The sequence below is a fragment of the Bacillus sp. FSL L8-0167 genome (assembly GCF_038630295.1).
Classification (GTDB): Bacteria; Bacillota; Bacilli; order Bacillales; family Bacillaceae; genus Bacillus; species Bacillus safensis.
The window spans coordinates 2,621,429-2,637,940 of the sequence record NZ_CP152027.1; the positions used below are offsets into that span (position 1 = coordinate 2,621,429).

15 protein-coding genes are annotated in these 16,512 nt (G+C 40.7%); 10 read left to right on the forward strand and 5 right to left on the reverse strand.

Annotated features, from left to right (window positions below; translation table 11 throughout):
- Positions 1–5: 5 nt before the first annotated feature.
- Together MHB66_RS13525 and sppA are read right to left on the reverse strand one after the other, a co-directional pair.
- Positions 6–530 (reverse strand): RDD family protein, encoded by a 525-nt coding sequence (locus MHB66_RS13525; protein WP_046312059.1) that lies wholly within the window; start codon positions 528–530, stop codon positions 6–8.
- Between the two features lie 14 nt (positions 531–544).
- Positions 545–1,546 (reverse strand): signal peptide peptidase SppA, encoded by a 1,002-nt coding sequence (sppA, locus tag MHB66_RS13530; RefSeq protein WP_046312061.1) that lies wholly within the window; start codon positions 1,544–1,546, stop codon positions 545–547.
- A 445-nt stretch (positions 1,547–1,991) separates the two neighbouring features.
- On the opposite strand from sppA, the gene MHB66_RS13535 reads away from it, so the two are divergent.
- The 8 genes from MHB66_RS13535 to MHB66_RS13570 all read left to right on the forward strand — a co-directional run bounded on the left by MHB66_RS13535 (position 1,992) and on the right by MHB66_RS13570 (position 10,366).
- Positions 1,992–2,795, forward strand: a complete 804-nt coding sequence (locus MHB66_RS13535; RefSeq protein WP_034279604.1) for an NAD kinase — start codon at positions 1,992–1,994, stop codon at positions 2,793–2,795.
- Between the two features lie 114 nt (positions 2,796–2,909).
- Entirely contained in the window at positions 2,910–4,352 is a 1,443-nt protein-coding gene (locus MHB66_RS13540) for a DEAD/DEAH box helicase (RefSeq protein WP_041115008.1), read from the forward strand.
- 188 nt (positions 4,353–4,540) lie between these two features.
- Positions 4,541–5,596 (forward strand): fatty acid desaturase, encoded by a 1,056-nt coding sequence (locus tag MHB66_RS13545; RefSeq protein WP_034279598.1) that lies wholly within the window; start codon positions 4,541–4,543, stop codon positions 5,594–5,596.
- Between the two features lie 116 nt (positions 5,597–5,712).
- Positions 5,713–6,849 (forward strand): sensor histidine kinase, encoded by a 1,137-nt coding sequence (locus tag MHB66_RS13550; protein ID WP_046312065.1) that lies wholly within the window; start codon positions 5,713–5,715, stop codon positions 6,847–6,849.
- Positions 6,846–7,445 carry a response regulator transcription factor gene (locus MHB66_RS13555; protein ID WP_041115006.1) on the forward strand — a complete coding sequence of 200 codons (600 nt, stop codon included), beginning with the start codon at positions 6,846–6,848 and terminating at the stop codon, positions 7,443–7,445. Before MHB66_RS13550 ends, MHB66_RS13555 begins: the two co-directional genes overlap by 4 nt.
- A gap of 197 nt (positions 7,446–7,642) precedes the next feature.
- Positions 7,643–8,563, forward strand: a complete 921-nt coding sequence (locus MHB66_RS13560; protein ID WP_034279589.1) for an iron-hydroxamate ABC transporter substrate-binding protein — start codon at positions 7,643–7,645, stop codon at positions 8,561–8,563.
- Positions 8,564–8,672: 109 nt separating this feature from the next.
- Positions 8,673–9,362 carry a response regulator transcription factor gene (locus tag MHB66_RS13565; protein WP_025092270.1) on the forward strand — a complete coding sequence of 230 codons (690 nt, stop codon included), beginning with the start codon at positions 8,673–8,675 and terminating at the stop codon, positions 9,360–9,362.
- On the forward strand, positions 9,362–10,366 hold the full coding sequence (locus MHB66_RS13570) for a sensor histidine kinase (protein WP_041115005.1): 1,005 nt from the start codon (positions 9,362–9,364) through the stop codon (positions 10,364–10,366). Before MHB66_RS13565 ends, MHB66_RS13570 begins: the two co-directional genes overlap by 1 nt.
- Before the next feature lie 57 nt (positions 10,367–10,423).
- On the opposite strand, the gene MHB66_RS13575 is transcribed toward MHB66_RS13570, so the two are convergent.
- A complete protein-coding gene (locus MHB66_RS13575; protein WP_041115004.1) occupies positions 10,424–11,677 on the reverse strand; it encodes an FtsW/RodA/SpoVE family cell cycle protein in 1,254 nt (417 codons plus the stop codon).
- Positions 11,668–12,012: a PadR family transcriptional regulator gene (locus MHB66_RS13580; RefSeq protein WP_041115002.1), complete on the reverse strand. Its 345-nt coding sequence runs from the start codon at positions 12,010–12,012 to the stop codon at positions 11,668–11,670. Before MHB66_RS13580 ends, MHB66_RS13575 begins: the two co-directional genes overlap by 10 nt.
- Before the next feature lie 327 nt (positions 12,013–12,339).
- Between MHB66_RS13580 and MHB66_RS13585 the strand changes: the two genes are divergently transcribed.
- Together MHB66_RS13585 and MHB66_RS13590 are read left to right on the forward strand one after the other, a co-directional pair.
- Positions 12,340–13,101, forward strand: a complete 762-nt coding sequence (locus MHB66_RS13585) for an ABC transporter ATP-binding protein (RefSeq protein WP_041115000.1) — start codon at positions 12,340–12,342, stop codon at positions 13,099–13,101.
- Entirely contained in the window at positions 13,091–15,028 is a 1,938-nt protein-coding gene (locus tag MHB66_RS13590; protein ID WP_041114998.1) for an ABC transporter permease, read from the forward strand. Before MHB66_RS13585 ends, MHB66_RS13590 begins: the two co-directional genes overlap by 11 nt.
- 38 nt (positions 15,029–15,066) lie before the next feature.
- Here MHB66_RS13590 and MHB66_RS13595 read toward each other — a convergent pair whose 3' ends face one another.
- On the reverse strand, positions 15,067–16,419 hold the full coding sequence (locus tag MHB66_RS13595; protein ID WP_041114996.1) for an amidohydrolase family protein: 1,353 nt from the start codon (positions 16,417–16,419) through the stop codon (positions 15,067–15,069).
- Positions 16,420–16,512: the final 93 nt, after the last annotated feature.

Genomic DNA, 16,512 nt, shown 5'->3' on the forward strand with positions numbered 1-16,512 from the left:
TCTGATTATACGTTTGATTCTATTTTTTCATATAAATGTTCATGGACGACCACCGTATCGGCAAAGTAATCATGAACCCCTTGCTTTTTCGGTGAGAACCCAACGATAGCATAGAGAATAAAGATCGTATTAATGTAGCGTCCTACAATCTCTCTAAAGAAAATAACATCCCATGCCAGCTTCTTCTCAGGCTGAAGTGAGACCACTTTAATCCCAAACACCATCTTGCCAAGTGTTTGTTGAAAGATTTTCGTCATGATGGCGAAATAAAGGAGGAATACAATCGTCGTTGTGACGGAAAATGGAGAAAACCATCCCCCTCCTTTGGACCAGCCAAACAGACTAAAGATTGGAGAAACCGTCAAATGGTTTACACCCCAGACGACGAGCCAATCAAGAATAAATGCCCAAAATCTAATCCAAAAACCTGCAAACGCCTGTGCTTCAATTGAAGCGCGCTTCACAAAGGCCGGCTTCGATTCTTCCTCTTGGCTGCGGCTTTCGCTTACTTCATCGAATGTAGAATCCATCTATGATCCCTCCTTTATTTTGAATAGAGATACATCGGTTTAGACCCATTTGAGCCAGCCAGTGTTTCTTTTAAATTCAGAAAATCAATTTCGCTTTTAAAGAGCTTGCTTGCACTCATGTTGAAAAGAGAGTTCCAGCCAAAGCTTTGAGAATAGCTGACCACTGTTGCTCCTTTTAAGCCTTTTTCATTTTTCTTCATCGCTTTTAATGCATCTTCATAATACCCAAGCTCATCGACTAATCCGTTCGATTTTGCTTGTGTCCCGTCATATACCCGGCCGTCAGCGATTTCCTTGACTTCCTGTTTTGACATACCGCGACCTTCAGAGATCACTTTGACAAATCCTTCATAAGAGTTGTCGACCATGCTTTGCATGATGTTGCGCTCATCTTTTGTCATATCACGGTTTGGAGACATGATATCTTTGAATTTCCCGCTCTTAATCGTTTCATATTTAATACCCAGATTATCTGCGAGCTTTGAATAATTCAAGCTTTGCATGATGACACCTAACGATCCTGTTAATGTTTCAGGTGAAGCAAAGATTTTCTTCGCTGGAGTTGACACGTAGTAGCCGCCTGAAGCTGCCATTGATCCCATAGATACGTAAATCGGCTTCTTCGCTTTTTTCACTTCTTCTAATTTTTTATGTATTTCAGCACTTTCATAGACACCGCCGCCAGGAGAGTTTACGCGCAGAAGTACACCTTTTACAGAAGCATCCTCTTTCGCTTTATCTAGTTCCTTGAGGAATGCACGATGATCATAACCTTCTCCGCCTAATAGGCTCGATGCGCCGCCATTATCTTGAATGGTTCCATTAATCTCAAGAACAGCAATCTTGCCTGCACCGCTGCCATTCTCTAGTACCTTCTCTTCTATTTCATCCCCGAATTGATAACTCATTTTATTGTCATTGAAGCTATCGAACAAGGCCATCGTGACACTAATTACAATTGAAAATCCGAAAACACCAAGTGCAATAATTAGTGCTACCCATCTTTTCGCATTCATCTTTTTCTCCTCCTTTTTATCTCACTTCATTCATACGAATGCCCACACGAAATGTTTCACAGGAATTGTGGTTTTTTTACATTTCATGTAGGCATATGATAGCACCTCTTTTAAATAACGATCAACTTTACATCGTCTACTTAGACATGCGCATGACGAAAAATTGGCTTTTTTATCCTCTCCCTGCACCTAATAGGCTAGATCTTCACCGCAACGAAACACCTAAACCATTCTTTCATGAGAAAACGGCTATTCAATTATGCTCAGAATTCAGCCATTTCAAATCACTCACATCGACTCATTTCTCATAAAGCAATCCGATCATCAGATGGTTCTTTCTAAAATTTTTACTTTCATATGAAAAAAGTGTAAAATGTGAGCAAGGGTTTTCATGTAAGCCCTTTATCATTGAAATTTATTTTTGACAGCAAAGGGGAGAACGTCAATGACAGACAATCGTCGCAATGTATTTTTCTTTTACAAAAAAGATCATGAATTGGATGGACACATTTCTTCTCTCGAGAAGCTCGCTACTGATCAAGGCTTTCACGTCGTCAAGCGTGCAGAGGATGCCCACATTATTGCTTCAATTGGCGGGGATGGCACATTTCTTCAAGCAGTACGTAAAACAAAATTCCGGGATGACTGCTTGTATGTAGGGGTATCAAAATCAGAGAATACGCACCTATACTGCGATTTCTCGTTAGAGCATTTTGATAAAATGATTGATGCCATGAATACTGAACAGCTTGAAGTGAGAAAATATCCGATCATCGATGTAAGCGTTGACAGCACAAACCAGTTCCATTGCTTAAATGAACTGTCAATCCGCTCCAGCATTATTAAAACATTTGTGATCGATGTGTATATAGATGATTTCCACTTTGAAACTTTTAGAGGCGACGGCATGATTATTTCCACTCCGACTGGCTCAACGGCCTACAATAAATCCGTGAGCGGCGCCGTGGTTGATCCGATGCTTCCTTGTATGCAGGTCACAGAACTTGCATCGCTGAATAACAACTCTTACCGTACATTAGGCGCTCCTTTCATCTTGAGCAGTGACCGCAAGCTGACGCTGAAGGTAGTGCAGGATGGAAACGATCATCCAATTATCGGGCTTGATAACGAAGCACTCGGCACAAAACACGTCAAACAAATTGACATTGGCCTTTCAGGAAAAGTCATTAAAACGGTGAAATTAAAAGACAACTCTTACTGGGAAAAAGTAAAACGAAGATTCCTTTGAGAATTTGTCCGCACGCTGAAAGCTCCTTTACGGGGCTTTTTTCTATGTTTTTTCATTCACGGTCATGGTTATGGTATGATGTCACAAGTATGAATGTACGAAAAGGAGAACACGATGACATTACAACATTTTGATCAATATCCATTAAGTGATGAATTGAAACAAGCGTTAGAAGCGCTTCACTTCCATACACCTACACCTGTTCAGCACGAGACATTATCAATTGCTTTTTCAAAGCAGGATTTAATCGTCAAATCTCAGACTGGGAGCGGCAAGACTGCAGCCTATGGTCTGCCGATTTGTGAAATGGTTGATTGGGCTGAAAATAAACCTCAAGCCCTCATCCTCGTTCCAACACGAGAGCTCGCCATGCAGGTCAAACAAGACCTCACAAGCCTCGGGCGATTCAAACGAATCAAAGCCGCGGCCATTTATGGAAAAGCCCCTTTTCAAGCGCAGAAAGTAGAGCTTTCACAGAAAAACCATATTGTGTGCGGGACACCAGGCCGCATTTTGGATCACCTTGAGAAAGGCACCCTTTCTTTAGAAAATCTCAAATTTTTCGTGTTAGATGAAGCGGATGAAATGCTGAACATGGGATTTATCGATCAAGTCTCTTCTATTATTCAGTATCTGCCGCCAAAGCGCATGTCGATGCTGTTTTCAGCGACAATGTCTGATGACATGAAGAAATTGAGCGAACAGTTTTTACAATCACCCAAAGTCATTGAGATCGCACGTGAAGAAACGTCTGTACAGCAAATCACTCACACCGTGATTGAAACAGAAGAAGAATCGAAATTCTCCCTTCTTCAGCGTACGATCGTCATTGAAAATCCAGATAGCTGCATTATTTTCTGTAATACACAAGACCGGGTGAATGAACTCACGCTGAAGCTGGACGAATGGGATGTGCCCTGTGACAAAATTCATGGCGGCATGAGACAGGAAGACCGCTTTGATGTGATGGATGAATTTAAAAAAGGTGAATTCCGTTATCTGATCGCAACAGATATAGCAGCCAGGGGAATTGATGTCAGTGATATGACGCATGTCATTCATTATGATCTTCCTTATGAAAAAGAGCGCTATATTCACCGGACTGGCAGAACAGGCAGAGCGGGGAAAAGCGGGAAAACGATTGCGTTTATGACAAAGAATGCAAAGCCGCTTATTGATGAATTAAAGCAGGATGCCGGCATAGATTTTCAAACTCAGCCTTATCCGACAAAGGAAGAAGCAGAAAAGCATGTAGAAAGCTTTGAAGAAAAGATTGAAACGCCTATTCAAAAGGAAAATAAACAGGCAGGCGTTGAGAAGGATATTATGAAGCTTTATTTTAACGGCGGAAAGAAAAAGAAACTGCGGGCTGTTGATTTCGTTGGGACCATTGCCAAAATAGAAGGCGTTGCATTCGATGACATTGGGATTATTACGATTCAAGACACAAAAACATATGTCGATATTTTAAACGGCAAAGGCCCTCTTGTGCTGAATGCTATGCGCCACACAACCATTAAAGGCAAGCAGTTAAAAGTACATGAAGCTCGTTCATAAAAAGTAAAGGCCCAGCGCCTTTACTTTTTTTATTGATGAGAAATAAACTCAAAACCGTGATCCCATCAGCCTTTTTGAGGTCAAACATGACAAATGTCATATTGAATACATGATGGGTGCTACTATGAGTATGACACCTTTCCTTCTATACTTTGAAGAAGAAAGAAACGGAAAGGACTTGAACGTTCATGACGACTTCAACAAACACACAGCAGCAAGCCTCTTTAAGAAAACAAGTTGGCCAATTCTCTGGTGCTGATTCAAAAAAAAGTATCATTCAACTCTTTAATACATTCATTCCATTTTTGGGGCTTTGGTTTCTTGCCTATTATAGCCTGAACATCTCCTACCTTTTAACCCTCTTTTTTGCGGTAATTGCAGCTGGTTTTTTAGTACGTGTCTTTATTATTTTTCACGACTGCTGCCATCAATCCTTTTTCAAACAGAAGCCGCTGAATCACCTGTTCGGTTTTTTAACGGGCGTACTCACCCTTTTCCCTTATCTTCAATGGCAAAGAGATCATTCAATTCACCATGCCACAAGTAGTAATTTAGACAAACGAGGTACTGGCGACATTTGGCTCCTGACAGTCAAAGAATATCAAGAAGCATCAGCATGGACAAAATTTCGCTACAGATTTTACCGTAACCCTTTTGTGATGTTTATTTTAGGTCCGATCTTTGTCTTTCTCTTAAAAAACCGTTTCAACGTCAAAAATGCACGTAAAAAAGAGCGCTGGAACACGTATTTCACAAACGTGAGCATCATTGCGCTAGCAGCTGCAACGTGTCTTCTTTTTGGCTGGCAGGAGTTCCTGCTTGTCCAAGGTCCAATCTTCCTGATCTCAGGATCAATCGGTGTATGGCTGTTTTATGTTCAGCATACGTTTGAGGATTCTTACTTTGAAGCAGATGAACATTGGAATTATGTGCAGGCAGCGGTAGAAGGCAGTTCTTTTTACAAATTGCCAAAGCTTCTCCAGTGGTTAACAGGCAATATCGGTTATCACCATGTCCATCATTTAAGTCCGAGGGTACCGAATTATCACTTGGAGCATGCACATGATCATAGTGAGCCGCTTCAAAATGTTCCAACCATCACTTTAAAAACAAGTATTGAATCAATGAAATTTAGACTTTGGGATGAAGAAACGAAAGCATTCGTTACCTTTAAAGAAGCACGGCAATCTAAGAAGATGCCCGCACCTGTCATTAAAGGAGACATTCTAAAGAAAAATGCATAATTGGTGCAAGCTCTTTCTTACACTAGAAGGAGCTTGTTGTCATTTACAGGATGCAACCATAAGTTGAATTTGATAAAGTAAGGAAAAAGAACGAAAACGGAAAAGGTGGCACACGGATGAAAAAACAGTTTAAAATTCAAAAGTTGCATGGAATTTCTCCCTATATATGGGCCATTTTTTTCATCCTGCCCTTCTATTTTATCTTTAAGACACCTTCGACTTTAGGTATTGTGATCGGCATTATTTTGAACGTCGTCTTTTTCGCTGTGTATCGTTTTGCCTTTGTCGCAAAAGGCTGGTCTTTATATGTCTTCGGTCTTTTATTGATCTGTATTTCAACTGGTTATGTGATGCTCTACAGCTATATTTATTTCGCTTTTTGCATCGCCTATTTCAATGGGCATATTAAAAGAAAAGTACCTTTTTATATCTTATACTATATTCATCTAGGGAGCGCTGCTATAGCGGTGAACTTTAGTTTGATCTTAAAAAAGGGCTGGTTTCTCACACAAATTCCTTTTGTCGTGATCACCCTGATTAGTGCCATTCTTCTTCCTCTCAGCATTCGGAGCAGGAAGGAACGTGAACGGCTTGAGGAGAAATTAGAATATGCCAATGAACGGATTGCTGATCTTGTGAAGCTTGAAGAAAGGCAGCGCATTGCACGCGACCTGCATGACACCCTTGGACAAAAGCTTTCTTTGATCGGGTTAAAAAGTGATCTTGCCCGTAAACTCGTGTATAAAGACCCTGAACAGGCCCGTGCCGAACTCAAAAGCGTCCAGCAGACCGCCAGAACGTCTCTCAATGAAGTACGGAAGATTGTTTCCTCCATGAAGGGGATCCGAATCAAAGAGGAAATGTCGAACATCGAGCAAATTCTCGATGCAGCTGGCATTGAGTTGATCTATGATGAAAAGGAAGCACCGAAACACATCTCACTTCTGAACGAAAACATTGTGAGCATGTGCATCAAAGAGGCGGTGACAAATGTCGTCAAACATAGTGACGCGACTGTTTGTAAAATCACCATTCACCAAAAATCAAAGGAAGCCATCATCACCGTTGAGGACGACGGAACATTTAAAGGCGACTATCCGCCCTCTCAAACGAAGGGTCACGGCCTTTTAGGCATAAGAGAAAGATTGGAATTTGCAAATGGCCGCCTGCGTATTGAAACAAAAGACGGGACAAAGCTCATTATGAGCATTCCAAATGATTCAGCAGCAAAAGAAAAGGAGGGGATGAAATGATCAACATCTTTATCGCAGAAGATCAGCAAATGCTGCTTGGTGCACTCGGTTCACTTCTCGATTTAGAAGACGATATGACGGTTGTTGGGAAAGGTACGAACGGCCAAGATGCCATCGATTTTGCCAAAACACACCCTGTTGATATTTGCTTAATGGATATTGAAATGCCGGGAAAAACCGGGCTTGATGCAGCGGAAGAGCTTAAAGGATCAGATGTGAAAATCATCATTTTAACGACCTTTGCCCGCTCCGGTTATTTCCAAAGGGCGCTAAAAGCTGGCGTCAGCGGCTACATGCTGAAAGACAGCCCAAGCGAGGAGCTGGCAAGTGCCATTCGCAGTGTGATGAAAGGGAAAAAAGTGTACGCACCTGAATTGATGGAAGACTTATATAGTGACGAAAACCCTTTAACGGAGCGAGAGAAATCGGTTCTTGAACTCGTCGCAGATGGTAAAAACACAAAAGAAATTGCAAAAGAACTCAGCATTAAAAGCGGCACTGTCCGGAACTACATTTCCATTATTTTAGATAAGCTGGAAGTGAAAAACCGCATCGAAGCCATTACACGATCAAAAGAAAAAGGCTGGTTTAAATAAAAAAAAGATCAGGACACATGCTGCCTTGATCTTTTTTTATCGAAAATCCCCTCTTTATTTTTTTATCACCAGCTATCAAAATGTCATTGACAACAGCCCACAGTTCTATGATATGATATCCAAGTGATAATAATTATCATTATCACTAATACAACCAATATCCGGCTTATGTGCCGATTTCAAAGGAGTCTACATTCATGAAGAAAATATTGTTCCCTCTGATGCTCATCTTTGTACTTGCATTGAGCGCATGTGGCAATAGCAGCAGCTCTTCCTCAAATAAAGGAAATCAATCCACATCATCAGACAAAATTACATATCAATCTGAAAATGGGCCTGTGAAGCTGCCAGCGCATCCAAAACGTGTTGTTGTGCTCGGTTCTTACACAGGGAATGTCATGTCACTTGGTGTGAACCTTGTCGGCGTTGACTCTTGGTCCAAAAAGAATCCGCGTTTCCAAAAGAAATTAAAAAATGTTGAAGAAGTATCTGATGCAAATGTAGAGAAAATCATGAAGCTAAAGCCTGATGTCATCATTGGCTTAAGCAATACTAAAAATGTAGAAAAGCTCAAAAAAATCGCACCAACCGTTTTATTTACGTATAACAAAGTTGATTACCTTCAGCAGCACATTGAAATTGGAAAAGTATTAAACAAAGAAAAAGAAGCAAAAGCTTGGGTTAAAGATTTCAAAAAACGCGCAGCTGAAGCTGGAAAAGAAATCAAAGCAAAAATCGGCGAAGATGCAACCGTTTCTGTCTTTGAAAGCGGCACAAAAGATCTTTACGTCTTTGGAGATGCATGGGGCCGCGGAACAGAAATTCTTTATCAAGCCATGAAACTGAAAATGCCTGAGAAAGTAAAAGAAAAAGCATTAAAAGCCGGCTACTACGCGGTTTCACAGGAGGTCATCCCTGAATTTGCAGGAGACTATATGATCATTAGTAAAAACAGCGAAATGGACAATTCCTATCAAAACAGTGAAATTTACAAGTCCATCCCGGCTGTCAAAAAACATCGTGTGTATGAAGCCAATGCAGAGGAATTCTATTTTAATGACCCACTCACACTTGAATTCCAACTATCATTCTTTAAAAAGCACTTTTTAGGTAAATAAGCTGAAGCAAGGGACCTCTTCCCTTGCTTTTTTCTTGTCTGCTTCTAGCGGCAGGGACTTTTTTCCGCTACAATGACAACAAGCGAATACAAAAAGTGTGGTGCTGATTTTGTTTAAGATTCTACTGATTGAAGATGATACAACCCTCTTCCAAGAAATCAAAGAACGTCTAGTCAACTGGTCCTATGATGTCTATGGGATTCAAGATTTTCATCAGGTGCTGCAGGAATTCACGTCTGTCCAGCCTGATCTCGTCATTATTGATATACAGCTGCCAAAATACGATGGCTTTCACTGGTGCCGGATGATTCGGCATCATTCAAATGTTCCGATCATCTTCCTCTCCTCAAGAGACCACCCTGCTGATATGGTCATGTCGATGCAGCTCGGAGCCGATGATTTTGTGCAAAAGCCCTTCCACTTTGACGTACTCATTGCCAAAATTAGTGCTGTTCTTCGCCGCGTGCATGATTATAATGCAGAACCGGCCAGCCTAAAGGTATGGTGCGGCGCTGCGATTGACCTAGAAAAAAACACCGTAACAAATGATCACGGTGAGGTTGAATTAACGAAAAATGAGTTATTTATTCTCAAGGAATTGATTCAGCATAAAAATCATATCGTCAGCCGTGAATCACTCATTCAAGCATTGTGGGAGGATGAACGGTTTGTCAGTGACAATACACTGACTGTAAACGTCAACCGCCTCAGAAAAAAACTAGACGAGATCTCCCTTGGCGCCTTCATTGAGACAAAAGTGGGTCAAGGCTATCTTGCAAAGGAAAAGGATGATCAATGATGCTGCAAGCATTTTTAAAAGAACGAAGAAGCTGGATTCTTTTCTTTCTTAGTTTGCAGCTCCTCATTCTGTTTGTTGCTTATTTGGATACGACCATTCCAATCGCTTCTCTTTTTTATATTGTGCTATTGTCTACATTTCTCATGATTGTCTTTCTCTTTTTTCGATATCGAAAAGAAACGGCTTATTATGAGAGGCTCAAAGAATGGGATGATGACATTGAACATCAAATGCGGCTAACCCCCTCTTCCCCATTTGAGCAGCTCATCCATGATGCGACGTCAGAGCAAATTGCACGCTACCGGCGGATGGCAGCAGAGCAGAAAATCGCTCTTGAAGAAGAAAAAGATGAATTGCTCTCTTGGATACATGAGGTCAAAACACCGCTTACAGCGATGCGTTTAATGATTGACCGCTTAACAGATCAGCCGCTGAAATCAAATATGACGTATGAGTGGCTCAGAATCCATTTATTACTTGATGCCCAGCTGCACCAAAGCAGAGTACGTCATATCGAAAATGATTTATTCATTGAAAAGCTGGACCTGCAAAGCATCATAGCGAAAGAAATCAAGGCTCTCCAATCATGGTGTATGCAAAAAGGAATCGGCTTTGAGCTGACGCTGGAGGAACGTACCGTATTAAGTGATATAAAATGGTTATCCTTTATGATCAGACAGGTACTCACAAATGCAGTCAAATACAGCCATTCTTCCGATATTGTCATTGAAAGCAAGCAAATAGATGAAAAAGTCATGCTGACGATCACAGATCAAGGCAGAGGAATTGATCCAAGAGACATCTCTCGTATTTTTGAAAAAGGCTTTACCTCAACAAGACATCACAATGACACCGCCTCAACAGGAATGGGGCTCTATTTAACGAAAAAAGGAGCAGACGCTCTTCAGATCACGATCGAGGTCAACTCCACGATAGATGAAGGTACAACCTTCACCTTCATCTTTCCGAAAAAGAATGATTTTGTTCATATTGCGAGCATGTAGCAATCGCAATCTCTTCGCGGCTGTCAAAACTTGCGCGAAGAGATTGCGGTGGTTTACTTAGGAAATACTCCCCGCTTCTTGGCGAAAAACATCTCCCATCTGTCTCCGTCTATAAATACTTAAGATCAGCCCAACAGCCATCATTTCTAGAAGAATATGTGAACCTCCATAACTCATGAAAGGCATAGACACTCCAGATAAAGGCAGAAAGCCAAAGTTTGTGAAAATGCTTAAGAGACATTTTGCTGCAAACACAGCGGCTAAACCTGTCATGACCATTTTGCCATAAGCCATTTTCACTCGTTTTGCTGTATGAAATACTCTGTAAATAAAGATGACAAACAACATGAGCGCAATGAGCCCTGCGAACCAGCCAAATGAATAAATGATATATGTAAACATCCAATCCGTGTGAACTTCTGACATGGCATAAGGGGTGATCTGAAGCCCGTTTGAGCTGAATTCATGAACTCTATAAAAGGAAAGGTGCCCATCTGCTTGAAAAAGAGAAAATAATTCAACCATCAGATATAAAATGCCTGCTGCTGTCAGCATAATGATTTGCCATAAACTTGCGCTAGACACATACATCACGGTTAAGCACATGACCAGACAGATAACGGTCGCAGGAAGAAAACCAATCGTACTGATTAAAATAATCGGTAAAGCCATAATCCCTACTCCAAGCCAAGCTTTGAGCCCATTCTCCCAACTCCAATTGTGAAAGATACCTGCTAAAGAAATAGCTAGAAGAAAAGGCATAATCTCAGTCAAATTTATTGATACATCACTTATTCTTAAAAAAAGTATACCGTTCACTCTTGCCCCGAACATCATCGAAAAAATCAGCATTCCGAGTGTCCCAATGTATAAATGCCAAGAGTATTTCAATAAGCGCCGATAATCGAATGAAAACAAACCAAACATAAGCACTAGACCCACTAAATAAAAGGCAAGGCTTTTATAAAAAATGTTCATGTTTTGAAGATTTGTAAAATCTGAATGAAACTGCAAAAAGTACATCACAAACAGCCCGCAAAAACAAGTGGCTAACACTAGAAGAATCATTTTAAAATCCATTTGGGTTTTATGAGTTTCATGAAGCTGCATTCCAAGAATTTCCGCATCACCAATTTGGTTCAACGCTTGATCTACCGCCTCTTCTTCAGACACCCCAGCATTCATTGCTTCCTCTTTTAGTGTGTATAAATGATCCATCAGTTCAAGCTTTACACTCGAATGAACATCTTTATTTTTAATTCGTTTACATACACTTTTGACATACTTCTCGAACTTTTTATCTAATCCCATGCGATTTTCTCTCCATTCAAAACGCCATCAACTGCATGTTTAAATACTTTCCATTCTTCTTTCTTTTCCTGTATCAATGCTTTCCCTTGTTCATTGATTTTGTAATACTTTCTTTTCCGGTTGCCACTCCCTTCGCCCCAGTAAGAGATAATGAATTCTTTCGCCTCCAAATTGTGCAAAATAGGATAGATTGTCCCTTCTTTAAAACTGAAAATCCCTTCCGACTTCGCCTCCAATTCTTTAATCATTTCATATCCATACATTGGTCTTTCATTTAATAAGCTTAATATAAGGGTAGATGTACTTCCCTTTAGAAGCTCTTTACTCACTTTCATTCTTAGTTACCTCCAATACATAGATTTACTATGCATATATTCAATATGCATATCATACATGAATAAAATGACCATGTAAAGCTTCCAAACAACATCATGACATGAAAAATCAGAGAAGATTGATACATAAGAGTAAAAAACAGATAAAATAAATGGGGAAAGAAAACTCATCCTGATAAGAAACTGGTATACATACAATTTGTTTAAAAAACAGGCATGTGACAACAATGTCACATGCTCGTCTATTTTGTTCGCCAAATCGAAGGACGTCCAGCAGGCTTCTTTTTATACTAGAGATATCAATTAAAAGAAAAAGGGGTTCAGCAAATGAACATTTTAGAAGCTCGCAAAATTTATAAAAGCTATGGAAATAAATTCAACAAACAAGAGGTGCTGAGCGGTATTGATTTGAACATTGAAGCCGGGGAATTTGTCAGTATTATGGGGCCATCAGGCTCGGGGAAAACAACCCTTCTGAACGTATTGTCGTCTATCGATCATGTGTCCAGCGGATCCATTCGTATTGCAGATGCTGAGATGACGCAAATGAAGGATCAGCAGCTTGCGGAATTTAGAAAAAAGCAGCTTGGCTTTGTTTTTCAAGATTATAATTTACTTGATACACTCACGGTCAAAGAAAATATTCTTTTGCCTTTATCCATCTCCAAAACACCAAAAAAAGAAGCTTTTGAACGTTTTCAGCAGCTCGCAGAAGACATGGGGATTTATGAACTAAGAGACAAATACCCGAATGAACTCTCTGGTGGACAAAAGCAGCGGACATCGGCGGTGCGTGCCTTCATTCATGAACCAAGTCTTATTTTCGCTGATGAACCTACAGGGGCACTTGATTCCAAATCTGCATCTGACCTGCTCAACAAGCTGCAAGATTTCAATCGTAAACGAAAAGCGACCATTGTGATGGTGACACATGATCCTGTCGCAGCCAGCTATTCAAGCCGCGTCATTTTTATCAAGGATGGACAGATTTATACACAGTTGAATAAAGGCGCTTTAGAAAGAAAAATGTTTTTCGAGGATATTATGAAAACGCAAGGTGTCTTAGGCGGTGTGAAGCATGAACATTAATCAGCTCATCTTCCGTAACCTGAAGAAAAATTTGAAGAATTACTATTTATATGTGTTTGCTCTCGTGTTTAGTGTCGCGCTCTATTTTTCCTTTGTCACCTTGCAGTACTCACCAGCACTTGATGATGTAAAAGGCTCCATTAAGGGCGGTGCGGCGATCAAAGCCGCTTCTGTACTACTCATTGCCATTGTTGGGATCTTCCTGTTATATGCGAACAGCATTTTTATTAAACGCAGAGGGAGAGAAATAGGCCTCCTTCAGCTCATTGGCATGACGAAACAAAAAATTGCCAAACTGCTTAATGCAGAAAATTTTATTCTATACGTATTCTCCATGGGTGTTGGCATCATAGCTGGATTTATCGGTTCAAAACTCATGCTGATGGTGCTATTTAAAGTAACCGGCGTCAGCGCCATCGCCAACCTGCACTTTTCAGGCAGGGCCCTTTTACAGACACTTATCGTCTTTTTCATCATCTATGGATTAATCATGTTAAGAAATAGATGGTTTATTAATAGACAGACCATTTTATCTTTGTTTAGAACAACATCTTCGACAGAACAGCGTGTGAAAAAGATCTCTGTGTTTGAAATCATCATTGGGGTTTTCGGTATTGTCCTGATCAGCTCAGGCTATTATATTTCTTCTAAGCTTTTTACCGGGTCATATACGTCGATGCTTGAGTTACTTTTAGCCATGATTTATATTCTAGCCTCTGTCATCATCGGTACCTTTCTTTTTTACAAAGGCTCTGTTTCTTTCATTGCCAATATCGTACGTAAAAGAAAAAATGGCTATCTCGCCATTCATGAAGTGTTATCTTTGTCATCCATTATGTTCCGGCTAAAATCAAATGCACTGCTTTTAACGATTATTACAACCGTATCTGCACTTGCCATCGGTTTGCTGGCTCTTAGCTACATTTCCTATTACTCAGCAGAAAAAACCGCTGAGCAGCAAATTCCAGCTCATTTCGTCATGGGCTCAGAAAAAGAAGCAGCAACCTTCACTCGTGCACTTTCTGACAAACATATTGCTTATGATCAAAAGCAGGTCAAAGTGATTCAAGCAAAATTTGATGCGAAAAAAATCATGGATTCAGAGTTGAAAAATATGAATAATGATCCAGGCGTATTGACACTGCCTGTGATCAGTGAGAAAAACGCACCAAATATTCATGTGGAGAAAAGCGAAGTGATTTTAAGCGGCTACAGTGATCTATTAAAGAAATTCATGCCGATTCAAAGCTCAGGCGATGTGAAGCTTCTCATCAAGGAGCCTGTTGATTTGAAAGTCATGGATATGAAGAAAGATTATCTCATTTCTTACAACTTCACTTTTGGCGGTCTGCCTGTTGCCGTCGTGAGTCAAAATGTTTTTGAGGAGCTCGACAAGCAGAAAGATCCAAAGCTGCAGCTTGAGAATAGCCAATATAACGCAGTTAATATAAAAGATGATAAAAATCTTGAACAAGCAAATAGCGTGTTTACATCTTTAAAACTAAGTGACAAAAGCATGTCTCAATTAGCTTCAGCTCAGCAGCAAAAACAAACAATAGGACTAATGATGTTTGTGGTCGGATTTTTAGGTCTCAGCTTCCTTGTCACATCAGGCTGCATTTTATACTTTAAACAAATGAATGAAAGTGAAGAGGAACAAAGCTCCTACACGATCTTGCGTAAGCTTGGTTTTACTGAGAAGGATCTATTAAAAGGCATCCGGCTTAAACAGCTGTTTAACTTTGGGATTCCGCTCATCATCGGATTGCTGCACAGCTACTTTGCTGTACAATCAGGCTGGTTTTTGTTCGGCGGAGAATTGTGGACTCCAATGCTCATCGTCATGTCGATTTACACTGCCCTCTATTCTGTCTTCGGATTTCTGTCTGTCCAATATTATAAAAAGGTCATTAAAGAATCCTTGTAATCAATTCCCCATAGGCATCGCCTATGGGGTTATTTTATTTACGAAGGTGTTGATTCAAACTTGTGTGATAAAATATGGTCTCTTGCTGCATAAGCTTTTCGTTTGACCTCTTCTAGATTCACACCGACAAGCTTTCCGTTTTGTTTCACGGCTTTTCCAGCCACATAAACAGAATCAACATTTGAAGGGTGTGCCGTTTGGACAACCGCGCCAGCCGGATCTGTCATCGGCAGAAGATTCATGCTTGTCCGGTCGATTAGGATGAAATCAGCTTCTTTCCCAGGTGTAAGCGACCCAATTTTATGATCGAGCTGTAATGCACGAGCGCCATTGATCGTCGCAGCCTCAAGCATTTGATGAGCAGACAGCCCAAGTTCAGGCCCCGGCATGATCCCATCCATTAACAACGATTGATTTTGGATCGCGCGCTCTGCTTGAAGTCCGAATTTCATTTGGGCAAACAAATCTCCTCCTGTCGCTGTCACTACGTCTACACCGAGCGTTGGAAGAACACCTTGTGCAATCGCAAGTCCTGTGACAGGATAACCGTGACCCATCATCATTTCAATTTCAGGGGTAATGGATATGGAGCTTCCGCTGTCTGCCAGCATCTTCATTTGATCCGCATCAATTGCATTAATATGCACCATGTTCAAATCCGGTCCGAGTAACCCTGCTTTATGAAGCCGCTCAATCGATCGATCCTCCGCTCCCCAATTCCCAAAGCCGATGTGCATACTGCATAGAGCATCTAGAGACCGGGCTGTTTCAATTTCAAATACCGACGTCTCCCATGAAGAAAACTCTGGTCCACGAATCGCAAGTCCCATTGTTAAAAGCTGATCTGATGATTGAAAATGCGCTTTTTTCACACGTGCTGCGTCCTCCATATTGGTGAGCGTACTCTCTCTATCCCAATATTCAGCATCTCCAGAGGAACCAAAAGCAAAAACAGCTCGAATACCCGCATCTTTTAATCCTTCAATGAGCTCTTCTGTATGATCCATTGAATTGATCATCGTCCAGTCTAGAAATGTGGTCACGCCTGCATCTAAAGCCTCTAATGCCCCTAAATAATTGGCGATTCGATCGTCGGATGGGCGTCTCATCGATCCATAGTTGCCATAATAGATTTTGCTCAAATATGTCTGCAAAGACCAATCTGTTCCTATGCCCCGGATGACAGACTGCCACACATGCCGATGTGTATCTACAAGACCTGGCATGATGACCATATCAGATGCATCAACAATGTCAGCATCACTTACTTCAATTGAAGGTCCAACTTCTAAAATATGTTTCCCTTCAATTAATAAATCTCCCTTTTCAAGAAAACCTAAAGATGGATCCAGTGTTAAAAGAGCTGCATCTTTAAACAATGTTTTCTTCATCCATATCCCCCTTTTCAAATGACGAGGATGAGTGACCCCGCCTCAATGTCATTTTAAAACATAACAGGATCAAATTAGAAGAAAAGTGACTTA